This window comes from Hyphomicrobiales bacterium, assembly GCA_002869065.1.
Taxonomy (GTDB): domain Bacteria; phylum Pseudomonadota; class Alphaproteobacteria; order Rhizobiales; family Rhodobiaceae; genus Rhodobium.
Window position 1 is genome coordinate 751,338 of the sequence record PKTR01000002.1, and the last position, 15,896, is coordinate 767,233.

The window sequence follows — 15,896 nt, forward strand, 5'->3', positions numbered from 1 at the left end:
ACCGCGGCCGATCGTCCAACGGATAGGATTGGAACAGCCGCGTCGACGAGGGTCAGATGTCCAGATTGGCGACCGAGAGCGCGTTCGACTGGATGAAATCGCGGCGCGGTTCGACGTCGTCGCCCATCAGCTTGGCGAAGATGTCGTCGGCATCGTCGGCCTCGCGGATCTTCACCTGCAGAAGCGAGCGGACCTTCGGGTCGAGGGTCGTTTCCCACAGCTGGTCGGGGTTCATTTCGCCAAGACCCTTGTAGCGCTGCATGGAAATGCCCTTGGAGCCGACCAGGAACACCGCTTCCATCAGCGCGCGCGGGCCGCGGATGACGGTCTCGACGTCGCGCCGGCGCAGGGTCGCGGCCTTTCCGTAGACCTCGCGCAGGTGCTCGGAATGGCTGCTGAGCTTGCGGGCATCCGCAGACGACAGCAGGGCCGGATCGATCATCGCGGCTTCCTTGACGCCGCGCACGATGCGCTCGAACACGAGGGTGCCATCCTCGAGCGCGTGGCCTTCCCAGCCGCGCTCGGTTTCGTCCGCCAGAATGTCGAGCCGCCGGGCGATATAGGCAGCCGCCTCGGTCGCCTTTTCGCCGTTGGTCAGGACCACTTCGGTCAGGGCGCCGGCGATCGCGGCCTGCTCGACCACATCGCGGTTGTAGCGCGGGTGCAGGCCTTCCAGCACGGACTGGATCTGGCGGGCTTCCTCAACCGTTGTGCGCAGATCCGGGCCGGCGCGCGACTCGCCGCTCGCCAGCGTCAGCACCGCTTCATCGACACCGCCGTCGATGAGGTAATCCTCCAGCGCGCGCTGGTCCTTCAGATACTGCTCGGACGAGCCGCGCTTGACCTTATAGAGCGGCGGCTGGGCGATATAGAGATAGCCGCGCTCGATCAGTTCCGGCATCTGGCGGAAGAAGAAGGTCAAAAGGAGGGTGCGGATATGGGCGCCGTCGACGTCAGCGTCCGTCATGATGATGATCTTGTGGTAGCGCGTCTTGTCGACGGCGAACTCTTCCTTGCCGATACCGGTGCCGAGCGCGGTGATCAGCGTGCCGATTTCCTGGCTCGACAGCATCTTGTCGAAGCGGGCGCGTTCCACGTTGAGGATCTTGCCGCGTAGCGGTAACACCGCCTGGAAACCGCGGTCGCGGCCCTGCTTGGCGGAACCGCCGGCCGAGTCGCCCTCGACGATGAACAATTCGGCCTTGGAGGGGTCGCGCTCCTGGCAGTCGGCGAGCTTGCCGGGCAGCGAGGCGACGTCGAGCGCGCTCTTTCGGCGCGTCAGTTCGCGCGCCTTGCGGGCCGCTTCGCGGGCAGCGGCTGCCTCAACCACCTTGCCGACAATCGACTTCGCCGGAACGGGGTTTTCCTCGAACCAGGTGGCGAGCGTTTCGTTGACGACGCTTTCGACAACCGGGCGGACCTCGGAGGAGACCAGCTTGTCCTTGGTTTGCGAGGAGAATTTCGGGTCGGGCACCTTGACGGACAGAACGCAGGTCAGGCCCTCGCGGCAGTCCTCACCCGACAGCGAGACTTTCTCGCGCTTGGCGATGCCGGCGCGTTCCGCGTAGGACGTGACCTGACGGGTCAGCGCGCCGCGGAACCCGGCCAGATGGGTACCGCCGTCACGCTGCGGGATGTTGTTGGTAAAGCAGAGCACGTTCTCGTGGTAGGATTCGTTCCACCACAACGCGGCCTCGACGGTGATGCCGTCGCGCTCGACCTTGACCGGGACCGGCGCCTCAATGAGCGGCTTCTTGGCGCGATCGAGGAAGCGCACGAAGGCTTCCAGACCGCCCTCATAGACCATTTCCTCGCGCTTTTCCTCGACGCCGCGACGGTCGATCAACACGATGCGGACACCGGAATTGAGGAAGGCGAGCTCGCGCAGCCGGTGCTCCAGCGTCGAGTAGTCGAACTCGATCATGGTGAAGGTTTCCGGGCTCGGCACGAAGGTCACCTGGGTGCCCGAACGCCCCTGCGCCTCGCCAACGACGGCGAGCGGCGCCTCGGCAACACCATGGCGGAAGCGCATGGAATGTTCCTTGCCGCTTCGCCAGATGGTCAGGTCGAGCGTCGTCGACAGCGCGTTCACCACCGACACGCCGACGCCGTGCAGACCGCCGGAGACCTTGTAGGAATTCTGGTCGAACTTACCGCCGGCATGGAGCTGGGTCATGATGACCTCGGCGGCCGAGATGCCCTCACCCTCGTGGATGTCGGTCGGAATGCCGCGGCCATTATCGGACACGGTCACCGAGCCGTCCGGATTCAGCCTCACCATCACCTCGTCGGCATAACCGGCGAGCGCCTCGTCGATGGCGTTGTCGACCACCTCGTAGACCATGTGATGCAGGCCGGATCCGTCATCGGTGTCGCCGATATACATGCCGGGGCGCTTGCGTACCGCGTCGAGGCCCTTCAGGACCTTGATCGATTGCGCGCCGTAATCCTCGGCACCGTTTCCGTTGCCCGTGTTTTCGGTTTCGTCCATGCGAATCAGTCACCGCGTTGGAATGGGTCGTCTACCCGTTATACGGGGTTTGCGAGCCGGTTCAATGATTGCCGCCGAAAGCTTAGGAAATCCGTGGAAAACGGCCATTCGAAGGCTCTCCGAAAAGGGCCTCTAAAACGCGGCACGGCGGCATCGTAAACCGGACGGAGCGGAACGGCACGGCTTTGCCGCTTCGCCGTCATCTGGCACACTTGCGCCGGTCGCCCTCTTCGCCACCTTCACGAGCGAGCTTGCCATGTCCTTTCCACGCACCGCACTTGGTTTCTTCCCGACACCGGTCACCGATCTGACGCGCCTGTCGCGGGTGCTCGGCGGGCCGAAACTGTTCATCAAGCGCGACGACCAGACCGGCCTTGCGCTTGGCGGCAACAAGACCCGCAAGCTCGAATTCCTTGTCGGCGAGGCGATCGATCAGGGCTGCGATACGGTGATCACCGGCGGAGCGATGCAGTCGAACCATTGCCGGCAGACGGCGGCGGCGGCTGCCGCGACGGGCCTGCACTGCCATCTGGTGCTCGGCGGCGAGGCGCCGGACAGGTCAGAAGGCAATCTGCTGCTCGACGAGGTGCTCGGCGCGACGCTGCATTGGGCCGGACCGATGCGCAAGGGCGAGACGATCCCGGCACTGGCCGAAATGCTGCGCAACGAGGGCCGCAATCCCTACATCATCCCCTATGGCGGATCGAACGCGGTCGGCGCGCGCGGCTTCGTCGCCGCGATGGGCGAATTGCGCGGCCAGATCGAGGCCGGTCTGCCGGCACCGACCCATGTCGTCTTTGCCTCGTCCTCGGGCGGAACGCATGCGGGCATGATCGTCGGCGCACGGGCGTTCGGCATCGAGGCGGAAATCATCGGCATCGGCATCGACAAGGATGCGCCGCGCGACGAGGAGAGCCTTGCCGGCTTCATCCATCATTTGAGCGTCGACGTCGCCGCCGACTACGGCTTTTCCGAAACGATCGCGCCGGGCGATGTGATCCTCGACGACAGCTTCATCGGCGAGGGCTATGGCGTCGTCGGCGATCTGGAAAAGGAAGCGATCAACCTGCTGGCCCGCAGCGAGGGCATCCTCGTCGATCCGGTCTACACGGGCCGTGCCTTCGGCGGTCTCGTCGCGCTGGTGCGCAACGGCCGGTTCGGCCCCAACGACCGGGTTCTGTTCTGGCATACAGGTGGCGCTCCGGCGCTGTTCGCCTATGGCGACAAGCTTGTCTGAACAGCGCCCGGCGGGGCGCTCCTTGCGACTGCTGGCGCTGTCGGGCAGCGTGCGGCAATTGTCGACCAACACCGCCTTGTTGCGCCGGCTTGCCGAGCTTGCGCCTGAGGCCGTGACCGTTGATGTCTTCGAGGGTATCGGCGCCTTGCCAATCTTCAGTCCGGACCGCGAAGGCGACCTGACGCCGACATCCGTGCTTGCGTTCGCTGCGCTGGTCGAAAAGGCGGACGGCCTGATTTTTTCCAGTCCCGAATATGCCCACGGCATTCCCGGCGGCCTGAAAAACGCCCTCGACTGGCTCGTCTCACGCAGCGAAATACCAGAGAAGCCCGGCATGTTGCTGCACGCCTCACACCGCGGCGATGTGGCACTTGCGGCACTCCGCGAGGTGCTGACCACGATCAAGGTGGCCCTCGTGGACGAGGCCTTCGCAACCGTTCCCCTCATAGGAAAAACGCCGGACGAGGTCGCCGCGCTGCTGCATCATCCCGAGATCGAGGGCATGCTGCGGGACAAGCTTTCCGTCTTCGTCAGCGCGCTTCCGGGCGAGCAATCCGCCTGCGATGAGTGACTCACTCGAGGAAGATCAGCGCGGTGCCGATGACGACGAGCGCTGCGCCGAACCAGGCGCCGAGCGCGGGACGCTCGCCGGTGCGCCACCACAAAAGCGGCAGGATGATCGCCGGTGTCGTCGCCGACAGCGTCGCGATGATGCCGACCTCGCCGCCCGACAGCGCAAACAGCAGCAGCGTCATGCCGACGCCCATGCCGATGAAGCCCGATATCGCCACCGTGCGCGCGACCGACCAGGTGAGCGGATTGCGCTGGTGGAAGCGTTTGACGGGCAACTGCATCAGCAATGAGAGGCCGATGACGGCGACGCCGACGCGAAGCGCCGAGACGGCAATCGGGTCGGCGCCGGCCGCCATCACGGGCCGGGCGATCAGCGAGCCGACGGACTGGGAGAGCGCCGCGGCAAGGCCGAGCAGAACGCCGACCCAGAGCGGACCCTGGATGTTCTCCCACTGGTGAAGCTGCGAGCGGCGCTTGCCAAAGACGATGGCGAGCACGACGCCGGCGATCGCTGTGACGATGCCGGTCACGGTCTGCAACGGCAGCGCCTCGCCGAGGAAGATCCAGCCAAGCACGGTCGACATCGGCGCGTTCATGGCAAAGAGGATGCCGGTGCGGCGCGGGCCGAGCCGGTTCAATGTCAGGAACAGCGCGGTATCGCCGAGGAAGATGCCGACGAAGCCGGAGGCCAGGATCGGCAACATTTCGTTTCCGGTGATCGTTGCCCAACTGCCTGAGACGATCGTCACGCCGGCGAGCAGCACGAAGACCATCGCCATGCGCAGGCGGTTGAAGGCAATGGCACCGAGGTGGCCGGCAGGACCGGTCGAGATCATGCCGGTGAGGGCCCAGCAGGTGGCGGCCGCCAGCGCGGCGAGTTGGTATTCCATGATCCTGCCCAGCGAAAAGGAGCCGCCCGCGCCGCGTTCCGGCAGCGTCGGCGAAGGGCTTCTCATACTGCAAACGGGAAGTGCGAGCACGCGCCTTTTTCGTCGCGGCGGTTGGAGTCGCGAAGTCGGGCGTCAGGCGGCCGGTTCGACCGAGCCTTCATGCACCTTGAGGAACTGCGCGCGGCCGTCGAGCGCGGCGAACAGGGCCGCGTCGGTGCCGGTCATCCAGGCCTGCACCTGCAGCCGGTCGAGCACTTCGAAGAGCCCTGCCCGGCGGTGTTCGTCGAGATGGGCGGCGACCTCGTCGAGCAGCAGCAACGGCGTGCGGCCGGTCAGTTCGTCGACGAGGCGGGCATGGGCAAGCACGAGGCCGAGCAGCAGCGCCTTCTGCTCGCCGGTCGAACAGCGGCCCGCCGCCATGCCCTTCCGCCCGTGCACGACGGCAAGGTCGCTGCGGTGCGGACCTTCGAGCGCGCGGCGCGCGGCGCGGTCGCGATAGCGGTGTTCGGCGAGCCGGCTTCGATAGGCATCCTCGACATCGACGGCAGGAGCCGCGGCGATTTCCTCCTCGAGCGTGCCCTGAAGCGCGAGATCGGCATGGGGGAAAGCGGAGGACGGATCGGCATGACCGGCGATCAGCCGGTTGAAGCTCGCCACCAGCTCGGCGCGGGCGGCGGCGATGGCGACGCCGAGCTCGGCCATCTGCGCTTCGAGCCCGTCGAACCAGGCGACCTCGTTGCGGCCCTCCTCGAACAGGCGGTTGCGTTCGCGCATGGCCTTTTCGAAGGCGACGACGCGACTGCCGTGTTCGCGGTCAATGGCCAGCACCAGCCGGTCGAGGAAGCGGCGGCGGTCGCCCGACGAGCCGGTGAAAAGACCGTCCATCGCCGGGGTCAGCCACAGCACGCGGACATGATCGAGAAGGTCGTCGGAGGTGCGCGCCGGGGTGCCGTCGATGCGGATACGGCGGGAACGCTCGGCGATGCCGTTTTCGGCAACAAGCCCGGTGCCGAGGGTCACCTCGTCGCCGTCGGCATCGAGGGTTGCGGCGACCGCCCAGCCGCCGCCACCGCCCTCGCGGACAGCGTCTTCGAGGCGCGCGCGGCGCAGGCCTCGGCCGGGCGACAGGAAGGAGATCGCTTCGAGGATGTTGGTCTTGCCCGCACCGTTCTCGCCGGCGAGCACGACGTGGCGCCCGTCGAGCGTCAGCGACAGGCGCGCATAATTGCGGAAGTCGGTCAGCTTGAGCGCTTGAAGGCGAACCCTGACGACGTCGCGGTCCGGTCCGGTGTCATCCATGGTTCCGATCCCGTTGCCGGGATCAGACCCGCATCGGCATCAGCACGAACAGCGCGTTCGGATCGCCGATATCCTGCACCAGCGTCGGCGAACCCGGATCGGCGAGGCGGAACACCGCGGTGCCGGAATCGAGCTGGGCCATGATGTCGAGCAGGTAGCGCGAGTTGAAGCCGATATCGAGCGGATCGGCCTCGTATTCGACCGCGACCTCTTCCGTTGCGCTGCCCGAATCCGGATTGTTGACGGTCAGCACCAGCGTGTTCTCGGCCAGCTGCAGCTTGACCGCACGGCCGCGTTCGCTGGAGATCGTCGACACGCGGTCGACGGCGTCCTTGAACACGTCGCAATCAACGGTGAGCATCTTGTCGTTGCCCTGCGGGATGACGCGCGTGTAGTCCGGGAAGGTGCCGTCAATCAGCTTGGAGGTCAGCACCACGCCGTCCATGGTGAGGCGGATCTTGGTGTCCGACAGCTCGATGCCGACGGTGCCGTCAATATTCTCGACCAGCTTCTGGATCTCGCCGACCGCCTTTCGCGGCACGATGATGCCGGGCATGCCGTTGGCGCCGGACGGTGCCGGGATCTCGGCCTGGGCGAGACGGTGGCCGTCGGTCGCGACCGCACGCAGCATCGGCCGCTCGCCGCCGTCGACGGCGTGGAAATAGATGCCGTTCAGGTAATAACGAGTCTCTTCCGTCGAAATCGCGAACTGGGTGCGGTCGATGAGACGCTTGATGTCGTCCGCCGGTACTTCGAAGCTGTGGGTGAAATCGCCGACGGTGAGATCGGGGAAATCGGATTCCGGCAGCATCTGCAGCGAAAAGCGCGAGCGCCCGGCGCGGATGGTCAGAACGTTGTCGCTGGCTTCCAGCGCCACTTCCGACCCCTCGGGCAGCTTGCGGACGATGTCATAGAGCGTGTGCGCGGGCACCGTGGTCGCGCCGGCCTGCTCGATCAGCGCCGGCACGCTTTCGGAGATCTCGAGATCGAGGTCGGTCGCCTTCAGGCGCAGATCGTTGCCTTCGGCGCGCATCAGCACATTCGACAGGATCGGAATGGTGTTGCGCCGCTCGACGACACGATGAACGTGGGCAAGGGACTTCAGAAGCTGGGCCCGCTCGAGTGTCGCTTTCATGGGATTGGTATCCGTCGGGTTGGTCTATTTCACAAACAAACAGTCTCCCGACCTCAGGGAGCCGACCCGACTGCCGATACGGGAAATGGCCGCCGAGGGCGGAAGACGAAACCTGCCTCCAAAGCCGCCAATATGCAAGAGGCACGCGGCAAAACCCACAACTGGCAAACAGCTTTGCATAGCGCCCATGCCGACTTTGCCGCTTGACTTCGCAGCCGCGAACGTCGATATGCAGCGCATACGTTTCTCGGCTGCCGCGTGAGCAGTCGCGCATCCTTGCTTCGCAAATGCGGGCCCCTCCCGGCCCATCACCATTTCGAACGACCCGGTGCAGGACGCGTTGTCGCCCGGATCGAAGCTCGGCATTATCCCCGAACAAGGCCGGCTGACCGCTGACCTACTCATAGTCGCCCGCGCGCCAATGGCGCCTTGTGGGCGAACCGGCGCTGGCGGCGCCCGAACTCATCCCAGTTCCCATTTCACGCGGGGTTCTGACGATCGAAGCCAACATGCGGAATAGCCGCGCGTTGCCTCACGATCGACACCACCGTTGCGATGCCGGCCGGCCAATTGCCAGCCGCATTGCCTTTTTGTTGCGTCTTTGGCCCAAAGACCGGCGGCGCACGACCACAAAGGACACTCTTTTGAACGAATTTCAGGCCCTTGGCCTCTCCAATACCCTTCTCCGCTCGCTCAGCGCGCTCGGCTACGAAACCCCGACGCCGATCCAGAAGGCCTCCATTCCGATCGTTCTCGACGGTCACGACCTGATGGGCCTTGCCCAGACGGGCACCGGCAAGACGGCGGCGTTCGGCCTGCCGCTGATCCAGCAGCTGGTTGAAGAAAACACCCGGCCGGGACCGCGCGGCGTGCGCGCGCTGATCCTGTCGCCGACACGCGAACTGACCAACCAGATCGCCGACAGCCTGCGCGACTTCTCCAAGGGGATGCGGCTGCGCGTGCGCAAGGTGGTCGGCGGCGCCTCGATCCACAATCAGATCCGCGACCTGCAGCACGGCACCGACATTCTGGTCGCCACGCCGGGCCGGCTGATCGACCTGATCGAACGCCGCGCGCTGCATATCGACAACACCCGCCATCTGGTGCTCGACGAGGCCGACCAGATGCTCGATCTCGGCTTCATTCATTCGCTGCGCAAGATTGCGCGCGCCGTCGGTACGCCGCGCCAGACGCTGTTGTTCTCGGCGACCATGCCGAAGGCGATCGAACAGCTCGCGCAGGATTTCCTGAGCGACCCGCAACGCGTCGAATGTGCCACTCCCGGCAAGACTGCCGATCGCGTCGAACAGTCGGTGCATTTCGTCCACCGTCGCGGCAAGGCGACGCTGTTGAAGGAACTGCTTGGCAAGGATCCGGACCACCTGTCGCTGGTCTTTGCCCGCACCAAGCACGGCGCGGAAAAGCTGATGACGCACCTGGTCGCCTCGGGCTTCGACGCGGTCTCGGTGCACGGCAACAAGAGCCAGGGCCAGCGCGAGCGGGCGATCCGCGCATTCCGCAACGGCGAGGCGCGGGTGCTGGTGGCGACCGACGTCGCCGCGCGCGGCATCGACATTCCCGGCGTCAGCCACGTCTACAATTTCGATCTGCCGGAAGTCTCGGAAAGCTACGTCCACCGCATCGGCCGCACAGCGCGCGCCGGCGCCGAGGGTGAGGCGATCAGCTTTTGCAGCGACGACGAAGTGCACCTGCTGCGCGGTATCGAACGGCTGATCGGCATCAAGGTCAGGCATGCCGGCGGCGAGATGCCCGAGGGCATCGAAGAGGTCGCCAACAACCGCCGCGGACGGGGCAATCGCTCGAACGGCAAATCGGGCAAATTCGGCAAACCGAACCAGGGCCAGCGGAGCCGCTCCTCCTCCGAGCGCTCGTCGCGTCCCGACCGCAAGGCCGAGGGCGAAGCGGGCGGCCGCTCGGAGCGCCGTCGCGACGATCAGGCCGGCAATGGCGGCGATCGTGGCCGGCCGTGGAGCAAGGGCAAGAAGGTCGAGGGTGAGGCCCGCGCCCGCACGGATTACCGGCAGGAGGCCCGCCGCGACGATCAGAGCGGCAATGGCGGCAATGGCGGCGATCGCGGCGATCGCGGCCGATCGTGGAGCAAGGGCAAGAAGGCCGAGGGCGGCCAGTGGCGCGGCAAGAAGACTGGCGGCGACAAGTCTCGCCGCTCGTTCGAGGGCCAGGCCCAGGCGAAATCCGGTCAGCGCCGTCCGCGCCGGGAACAGCTCGGCGCATAACTGCGCACCAGCCCAATGGAAACAAAAAACGCCGGATCCCAGATGGGGTCCGGCGTTTTCATTTGTCGAATTGCCTGCCGGCGACTGGCTGCCGCGACCTCTACAGGTCGAGCAGACGGCGGATCAGGTCGATCTCCTGCGCCAGCCCGGTGTCGTTGCGGCACAGTTCCTCGATCTTGCGCACGGCATGCAGCACCGTGGTGTGATCGCGACCGCCGAAATGGCGCCCGATCTCGGGCAGCGAGCGCGGCGTCATGGTCTTGGCGAGATACATCGCCACCTGCCGGGGGCGGACGATGGTCCGCGTGCGGCGCTCCGAGACCAGATCGGAACGGCTGACATTGTAGTGCTTGGAGACGACGCGCTGGATGTCCTCGATGCGCACCCGGCGGCTTTCGCGCGCCCGGGTCAGATCGCGCAGCGCGGCCTCGGCCATTTCCATGCTGACGGCGGCACCGGTAAGCTGGTTATGGGCGATCATGCGATTGACCGCGCCGTCGAGATCGCGGGCGTTCGCGGTGACGTGGCGGGCGACATAGTCGAGCACCTCGTCGGGAACGGTGAAGTCCGGCGCCGAGCGGCGGGCCAGCGCGATACGCTGGTCGAGGATGGCGCGGCGGGTCTGGAAGTCCGGCGCGTTGATCTGGATGAGCAGGCCGCCGCCGAGGCGCGAGCGCACCCGCTCGTCGACCGCCTCGAGTTCGAACGGCGCGCGGTCGGCGGCGACAACCACCTGACGGGCGCCGTCGATGAGCGCATTGAGGGTGTGGCAGAACTCCTGCTGCACGTGGCGACCCTGCAGGAACTGCATGTCGTCGATCAGCAGAAGGTCGATGCCGCGCAGCATTTCCTTGAAGTCGATCGCCGACTGGTCGCGCAGCGAGGCGACGAAGCGATAGACGAACTGCTCGGCGGTCAGATAGAGCACCCGACGCTCCGGCGCGCCCTGCAGGGCCGACCAGGCGATGGCCTGCAGGAGGTGAGTCTTGCCGAGGCCGACGGAGGCATGAAGGAACAGCGGATTGAAGGCAAGCGGGCCGTTATTGTGGGAAGCGGCGACCTGTTTGGCGGCGGCGAGCGCCAGATTGTTCGACATGCCCTCGACGAAATTGTCGAAAGTAAGGCGCGGATCGAGCGGCGAGCCGTTCAGACCGCTCTCGCGGCCGGTCGCGGACGGCTGTGCGGCCGGGGCCGCGGGACTGGCACGACCGGCCGGCGCAGCGGCCGGAGCCGCCTTGTCGGCGTTCGCATTCTGCGTCGGCGAATTGACGTTGGCCGGGCGCGGACGCAATGCGCCACGCACCGAGAGTTCGACGCGGCGGACTTCCGGGTGCTCCTGCTGCCACAGGTCGATCAGCCGGTCGCGATAGTGCGATTGAATCCACTGCTTGAGAAACCGGGTCGGGACCGAGAGGTGAACGCTGCCCTTGTCGCACGCCTCGACATCGACACGAGCGAACCAGCTCGAGAAGACTTCTTCACCGAGTTCGGCACGCAAACGACGACGGACCTTGTCCCACGAATTCTTGCCGTCCGAACCCGATTTGTCCGTCATCACCGATGCCCCTTTGTCCTGTGCCGTCATTTCTCGTCCAATTTGAGCCGCCGCGCTCATCGTCGATCCGTCCTCCGTTTTCGCTCGCCCCAAGGCCCAACATGCATCTGGCCAATTCATCCAAGCCGCCAGCGCCCGTATGGCCCTTAAATTCCTCATCGGAGATCACCCCGATGCCTCCGGATTGCGTCACGGTGGCCCCACCATGACATGCCCCCGGGAGGCGGGCACAACTCTCCTCGCGGCGGCGGAATCCACCACCCGCGAAGTCAGCTCCGCTTTGGAGCCGTATGTTTCCGTTTTGGTGTCTGAGACGACGCAATCGTCTCGCCGCGAATGCTATTCGCGGTGACAAATGCCCGCTCGGAGTTCAAGCCGGCACTAGATTTTGACAGGTGCCCATGAAGAACGCTCTCGACATGGGTAAGGGAAAGGAAATTCTACTCGATGAATGTGCTCGTATACTTTTCAAAATTCCAACTATACGAAACTACACCCCATTCAGCAGCCCCAAAACCTTGACCTTTTCAGTCGCCTCAAGTCAGCGCCCCCTGACGAGATGGACGATAGACGGAGCCTTGGAGCACCGCAACCGGTCTTCTTTGGCAAAGTGGTCGCAGTCCGTACGGCATCGGGGGATGCCCGGCACGCCGGTTCCAATAAGCGCTTCGGACTCAACATTTTCGACGCCCGAGGGGACGCGGAAACGAGCCCGAAAAAAACGCCAAAAAAATTTTTCGCGCAGGGACTTGACTATGGGTCACCTTCATCGATTCCAGGACCCGCACTTCCGACATGCCATTAACGGTTTGTTAACAAAGCGATTTTTCTGACATGGAGCTGTCACCCTGCAGGCGGCCCTGACATTGTGTCCGTTAGCCAGCAGAACATCACATTATTTTGCCGGGAAACAAATAAAGCCCGGCCAAATGGCCAGGCTTTTGCTCGATTCAGCGATGTCGCGAAGGAGGGTGTCAGGCGCCGAGGCGACCGACACGACCGGCGAGGCGCGAGATCTTCCGCGAGGCGGTGTTCTTGTGCAGGACGCCCTTGTTGGCGGCGCGCATGATTTCCGGCTCGGCAGCGCGGAGCGCGGCGTTCGCCGCTTCCTTGTCGCCGGCGGCCAGCGCCTCCTCGACCTTGCGGACGAAACCGCGCATGCGGCTGCGGCGGGTCTTGTTGATCTGGGTGCGGCGCTCGATCTTGCGCGTCATCTTCTTGGCCGAAGAGGTGTTGGCCATTGTTCTTTATCCCGTGCGATGCGTTCGAAACCAAATTCGGCGCCAGCAGGCGCCGAGCACACAAAAGAGGCGGCGTCTGCCAACGCCACCGTTGGGCGGCTTATAATCCGCCGAACCGCGAGCGTCAACGGCAATGGGCGAAAAGCTTGGCACTTTCCGCGCAAAAGTGCCGGAGCGCCCCGAAATAGCGCCGCCTAACCGGCCTTTCCAACCGGTCAGCCCTGCCGGTTTTCGGAGCCATTGGCTGCGGGTTCGAGCCCCGCAGCCGGCCTTTGTACCGCGATCCGTCCCGGTTCAGCGATTGTTGAACTGCGGCGAGCGCTTTTCAACGAAGGCAGCCATGCCTTCTTTCTGGTCCTCGGTCGAGAACATGGCGTGGAACAGGCGGCGCTCGAAGCGCACCCCTTCGGCCAGCGTCATTTCGTAGGCGCGATTGACCGATTCCTTGGTCATCATGACGCTCGGCAGCGAGAACTCGGCGATCTTGGTGGCGACCTTGATGGCCTCGTCGACGAGATCGTCGAGCGGGATGATACGGCTGACGAGCCCGGCGCGCTCGGCTTCCTCGGCGTCCATCAGGCGGCCGGTGAGATTCATCTCCATCGCCTTCGACTTGCCGACGAGGCGGGTCAGGCGCTGGGTGCCGCCGGCACCGGGCATGACACCGAGCGTGATCTCGGGTTGGCCGAACTTGGCGTTATCGGCAGCCAGGATGAAGTCGCACATCATGGCGAGCTCGCAGCCGCCGCCGAGCGCATAGCCGGCGACCGCGGCGATGATCGGCTTCCTGTTGCGCGCGACACGGTCCCAGGTGGTGATGAAGTCATTCTTGTAGGCGTCGATATAGGTCAGCGTCGACATTTCCTTGATGTCGGCACCGGCGGCGAACGCCTTCTGCGACCCGGTCAGCACGATGCAGCCGATCTTGTCGTCTTCCTCGAAATGATCGAGCGCGCGGTTGAGTTCCGCGATCAGCTCCGAATTCAGCGCATTGAGCGCCTTCGGGCGATTGAGCGTGACGACGCCCACCTTGCCGCGGGTTTCAACCAAAATGTTTTCGTAGGCCATGTTCACTCCTGATCGCGTCGTTCTTCCGCCCTGCGTATCCACCCCGTTGGTCCGGGCGGTTGGCCTAACCGCTATCCGACTGGCGCGCCGCTGGCAACGGGGAGAGTCCTTACCTCTGGCATTTCGGGCAGAAAAAGGTCGAGCGGCCGGACTGCACGGTGCGCGTGACCGTGCCGCCGCAGCCGTCCTTGCGGCACGGCTCGCCCTCTCGGTCGTAAACGGAAAAGCTGTGCTGGAAATAGCCGAGCGAACCGTCGGTGTGGACGTAGTCGCGCAGCGACGAGCCGCCGGCGGCGACCGCGTCGGTGAGCACGTCGCGGATGGCGGTTGCGAGCCGTTCGCTCCTCGCCGTCGGCCCGCCGGCTTTGGTCGCCAGCGTCGCCGCGACACGTCGGGGGCTAAGGCCCGACCGCCACAGCGCCTCGCAGACATAGATATTGCCGAGACCGGCGAGCGTCTTCTGGTCAAGAAGGGCTGCCTTCAGCGGCGTGCGCTTGGCCGCAAGGCGGGCGGCAAGAAAGGCGCCGTCGAGCTCGTTGCCGAGCGGCTCGATGCCGAGGTCGCGGAAAAAGGGATGAGCAGGAAGGTCGGCGCGGGCGCACAGGATCATGAAACCGAAGCGGCGCGGATCATTATAGATGACGCGATCGCCGTTCTCGAAGGTGAAGACGACATGGTCATGCGCCTCGGCCTTGGAGCGCGCATAGTAGAAGTCGCCTTCGGGCATCATGTCGCTCGCGCCAGTCTCACGTCGTTCGACGGCTCCGCGGGGGCGGCCTTCCGGCCGGTCGCGCAGTCGCGCTCCTGGCTCCGGGTCCGAAAAACCTTTCGGATCCTGCGCCGGCAGAATGCGGAACGAGCCGGACATACCGAGATGCATGATCAGCACCTCGCCGGTATCGAGATCGGCAAGCAGATATTTCGCCCGCCTTGTCAGCGCCTCGACGCGTGCGCCGGTGAGCCGCTCGGCAAAGCGTTCGGGGAAGGGAAAGCGCAGATCGGCGCGGCGCTGTTCGACATGTGCAAAGCGCGCGCCTTCCATCACCGGCTGCAGGCCGCGGCGCACGGTTTCGACTTCGGGCAATTCGGGCACGACAGCATCCTTCGTGAACATTGAGCGTGAGCGGAGGCGTCAATACGCCGCCCGACAGCCCTGTATATGATGTTGCCGGCAACGATAGCGCTGCCGGCCCGCATCGGCTATGGTCGCCGCGCTCGCGCCGGACCCGGTGCGGGAGATAACGCCTTTATCTTGGATAGCCACCATGGACGACACACTCGCACCCGAGAAATCCGCTGCCGACACCGCGCCGAAGCGGCCGGGCGGCAACGAAACCGTTTTCGGCTTCCGGTCGGTGGCGCCGGGCGAAAAGCAGCCGCTGGTCGACGATGTGTTCCACACCGTCGCGCGACGCTACGATCTGATGAACGACGTTATGTCGGGCGGCATGCACCGGGTTTGGAAGGACGCCTTCGTGTCCTGGCTGGCGCCGCCGAAGACCGGCCGGCGGCCGTTCGAGGTGCTCGACGTGGCCGGCGGCACCGGCGACATCGCATTCCGCATCGTCGAGCGCTCCGAGCATCATGCCAAGGTGACGGTCGCCGACATCAACAACGCGATGCTCACCGTGGGGCGCGAACGCGCCGAACAGCGCGGCCTTGGCGACGAGGTCGATTTCGTGCAGGGCAATGCCGAAAGCCTGCCGTTTTCGAGCAACCGCTACGACGCCTATACGATCGCGTTCGGCATCCGCAACGTGCCGAAGATCGAGTCGGCGCTGTCGGAAGCCTTCCGGATCCTGAAGCCGGGCGGGCGTTTCATGTGCCTCGAATTTTCGTCCGTCGACCTGCCCATGCTCGACAAGGTCTATGACGTCTATTCGTTCAACCTGATCCCGGCGATGGGGCGGGTGTTTGCCGGCGACGCCGAACCCTACCGCTATCTGGTCGAGTCGATCCGCACCTTCCCGAAGCAGGAACGTTTCGCCAAGATGATCCGCGACGCGGGTTTCTCGCGCGTCAGCTACCGCAATCTTGCCGGCGGCGCGGTCGCCATGCATTCGGGCTGGAAGCTGTAGCGCATGATCCGAAAAAGTGGGCACCGGTTTTTCGAACAGATCATGCGAAAACCAGAAACAGCGACCGTCCTGCG

The 15,896-nt window shown here is 65.0% G+C and carries 12 protein-coding genes; 4 read left to right on the forward strand and 8 right to left on the reverse strand.

The features are described 5' to 3' along the window. Positions 1-52: 52 nt before the first annotated feature. A complete protein-coding gene (gene gyrB / locus C0606_07275; protein ID PLX38037.1) occupies positions 53-2,491 on the reverse strand; it encodes a DNA topoisomerase (ATP-hydrolyzing) subunit B in 2,439 nt (812 codons plus the stop codon). A gap of 256 nt (positions 2,492-2,747) precedes the next feature. Between gyrB and C0606_07280 the strand changes: the two genes are divergently transcribed. Next, positions 2,748-3,728 (forward strand): D-cysteine desulfhydrase family protein, encoded by a 981-nt coding sequence (locus C0606_07280; protein ID PLX38038.1) that lies wholly within the window; start codon positions 2,748-2,750, stop codon positions 3,726-3,728. Beyond that, positions 3,709-4,299 carry an NAD(P)H-dependent oxidoreductase gene (locus C0606_07285; protein ID PLX38039.1) on the forward strand — a complete coding sequence of 197 codons (591 nt, stop codon included), beginning with the start codon at positions 3,709-3,711 and terminating at the stop codon, positions 4,297-4,299. Before C0606_07280 ends, C0606_07285 begins: the two co-directional genes overlap by 20 nt. Before the next feature lies 1 nt (position 4,300). Here the strand turns inward: C0606_07285 and C0606_07290 are convergent, their stop codons facing one another. From C0606_07290 to C0606_07300, 3 genes are all read right to left on the reverse strand, one after another. Continuing rightward, positions 4,301-5,194: an EamA family transporter gene (locus C0606_07290; protein PLX38732.1), complete on the reverse strand. Its 894-nt coding sequence runs from the start codon at positions 5,192-5,194 to the stop codon at positions 4,301-4,303. 129 nt (positions 5,195-5,323) lie between these two features. After that, complete coding sequence (locus tag C0606_07295; GenBank protein ID PLX38040.1) at positions 5,324-6,490, reverse strand: DNA replication/repair protein RecF; 1,167 nt, start codon at positions 6,488-6,490, stop codon at positions 5,324-5,326. A gap of 22 nt (positions 6,491-6,512) precedes the next feature. Next, positions 6,513-7,625, reverse strand: coding sequence for a DNA polymerase III subunit beta (locus tag C0606_07300; protein ID PLX38041.1), 1,113 nt, complete (start codon positions 7,623-7,625; stop codon positions 6,513-6,515). Positions 7,626-8,269: 644 nt separating this feature from the next. On the opposite strand from C0606_07300, the gene C0606_07305 reads away from it, so the two are divergent. Then, complete coding sequence (locus C0606_07305) at positions 8,270-9,880, forward strand: RNA helicase (GenBank protein ID PLX38042.1); 1,611 nt, start codon at positions 8,270-8,272, stop codon at positions 9,878-9,880. 100 nt (positions 9,881-9,980) lie between these two features. Here the strand turns inward: C0606_07305 and C0606_07310 are convergent, their stop codons facing one another. The 4 genes from C0606_07310 to C0606_07325 all read right to left on the reverse strand — a co-directional run bounded on the left by C0606_07310 (position 9,981) and on the right by C0606_07325 (position 14,837). After that, entirely contained in the window at positions 9,981-11,435 is a 1,455-nt protein-coding gene (locus C0606_07310; GenBank protein ID PLX38043.1) for a chromosomal replication initiator protein DnaA, read from the reverse strand. Positions 11,436-12,409: 974 nt separating this feature from the next. After that, on the reverse strand, positions 12,410-12,676 hold the full coding sequence (locus C0606_07315; protein PLX38044.1) for a 30S ribosomal protein S20: 267 nt from the start codon (positions 12,674-12,676) through the stop codon (positions 12,410-12,412). 294 nt (positions 12,677-12,970) lie between these two features. Next, positions 12,971-13,744 carry an enoyl-CoA hydratase gene (locus C0606_07320; GenBank protein ID PLX38045.1) on the reverse strand — a complete coding sequence of 258 codons (774 nt, stop codon included), beginning with the start codon at positions 13,742-13,744 and terminating at the stop codon, positions 12,971-12,973. A 109-nt stretch (positions 13,745-13,853) separates the two neighbouring features. Further along, positions 13,854-14,837, reverse strand: coding sequence for a bifunctional DNA-formamidopyrimidine glycosylase/DNA-(apurinic or apyrimidinic site) lyase (locus C0606_07325; protein ID PLX38733.1), 984 nt, complete (start codon positions 14,835-14,837; stop codon positions 13,854-13,856). A 172-nt stretch (positions 14,838-15,009) separates the two neighbouring features. Between C0606_07325 and C0606_07330 the strand changes: the two genes are divergently transcribed. After that, positions 15,010-15,822, forward strand: coding sequence for a bifunctional demethylmenaquinone methyltransferase/2-methoxy-6-polyprenyl-1,4-benzoquinol methylase UbiE (locus C0606_07330; protein ID PLX38046.1), 813 nt, complete (start codon positions 15,010-15,012; stop codon positions 15,820-15,822). Positions 15,823-15,896: the final 74 nt, after the last annotated feature.

Excerpts from the sequence above, each read along its gene's own strand:
- gyrB (PLX38037.1), bottom strand. The coding sequence starts at position 2,491 with ATGGACGAAACCGAAAACACGGGCAACGGAAACGGTGCCGAGGATTAC.
- C0606_07280 (PLX38038.1), top strand. The coding sequence starts at position 2,748 with ATGTCCTTTCCACGCACCGCACTTGGTTTCTTCCCGACACCGGTCACC.
- C0606_07285 (PLX38039.1), top strand. The coding sequence starts at position 3,709 with ATGGCGACAAGCTTGTCTGAACAGCGCCCGGCGGGGCGCTCCTTGCGA.
- C0606_07295 (PLX38040.1), bottom strand. The coding sequence starts at position 6,490 with ATGGATGACACCGGACCGGACCGCGACGTCGTCAGGGTTCGCCTTCAA.
- C0606_07300 (PLX38041.1), bottom strand. The coding sequence starts at position 7,625 with ATGAAAGCGACACTCGAGCGGGCCCAGCTTCTGAAGTCCCTTGCCCAC.
- C0606_07310 (PLX38043.1), bottom strand. The coding sequence starts at position 11,435 with ATGACGGACAAATCGGGTTCGGACGGCAAGAATTCGTGGGACAAGGTC.
- C0606_07315 (PLX38044.1), bottom strand. The coding sequence starts at position 12,676 with ATGGCCAACACCTCTTCGGCCAAGAAGATGACGCGCAAGATCGAGCGC.
- C0606_07320 (PLX38045.1), bottom strand. The coding sequence starts at position 13,744 with ATGGCCTACGAAAACATTTTGGTTGAAACCCGCGGCAAGGTGGGCGTC.
- C0606_07330 (PLX38046.1), top strand. The coding sequence starts at position 15,010 with ATGGACGACACACTCGCACCCGAGAAATCCGCTGCCGACACCGCGCCG.